This window comes from Shewanella sp. YLB-07 (assembly GCF_009377275.1).
Window position 1 is genome coordinate 1 of sequence record NZ_VOQB01000040.1, and the last position, 1,257, is coordinate 1,257.

At 53.1% G+C, this 1,257-nt stretch carries 1 pseudogene; it reads right to left on the bottom strand.

The annotated features are described in order from the left end of the window. Nucleotides 1–1,257 (bottom strand): annotated as a pseudogene (locus FS373_RS31780) (RHS repeat protein); the annotation flags it as partial.

The window sequence follows — 1,257 nt, forward strand, 5'->3', positions numbered from 1 at the left end:
CATCCCGCTCTTTACCTGAGTAACGCACATATTTATACTTCGCCTCCGAGGTATGCTTTGCACTCCACACTGCCGTGCCACCGAAGGGGTAATACTCCTCTTGCGTCAACACATCCCCGTGACTGTCGAGCTCCAAATGGCTGCTACCCAAGTGATTATCCAGACTGTATCTGAGCTGGTCATTATCGATACCATCAGGTGTCTCTGAGGCCCAATGCAGCAAGCGCACCTGATTGCGACCGGTATTGCTCAGTGAAAGCATGTGTAACGCTTCGCTCACCGCATCATTATTTCGGGTCACTCTCAGCTCGATCCCCGGCAAGTAAATGACCGCCTGCTCACTATCGTTGCCCGTGTCTGATAACACCTTACGAATTCGGGCTCCCTGAGCGGTGTACTGATAATGTTCTGTTTGCCCCCCCGTTATCGTCACTTGCGTTAGCTGGTCATGACGGCCCCACTGCATGGCCTTGGTGTGTTCCAGTTGCAGTAAGTTACCATGGGCATCAAAGTGCTCATCCACATCCCCTGCCTCAATCCGTGTGCCTGTGGTTTGTTGCAGGGTGCGGTTACTACGCTCAGACACCACCATCGTCAGGGTATACCCCGAACTCCCTGCTGGTACATGTTGGATTTGATGCAGGTTTCCGCCCCTATCGTAAGCATAAGTTCGCCTGTAGTTACGCAATTGACTGCTGTCGGTAGGGATAGGGATACTGGGCGTGGGAAGCGATGAGTGTTGCGGCTGATTGGTCGCATTTTCTCGGCCCGTGGCACTCATCAGCTGGTACAGGGCATCATAGCTGTAGGTGTGTTCGGGCACGACGCGCTGATTTTTGTAAAAGCGCGTGGCCACTGCCTTATCCTCAATTAAGACAATATTCCCCACCGGATCATAGGTGTAATTCAGCGCTTGCAGCTTGATACTGCGTGTTCCACTGCTCGGTCGCTCCGTCAGCATCGTGATTAAACGCCAATCCCGCTCATCATAGGTATAAGTGGTGACCACCCCATTGCCTGCCAACTCACGGGTTTTCTGGCCGTTGGCGTTGTAGTCAATCTCAGACACCAGCACCTGCTCGGTACTCTCCGCTTGGTTTGCCAACAGTAAATAGCTCGCCGACAAGGCACCTGAGACATCATACTCGCTGCGCTGTCGATTGCTTTTAGCATCCCACTGAGTCAGCATCACACCCAAAGCATTATAGTGCCACTGGGTCACGTAGACCTCTGGGGCGAGTGCATCTTTCCAGGCGC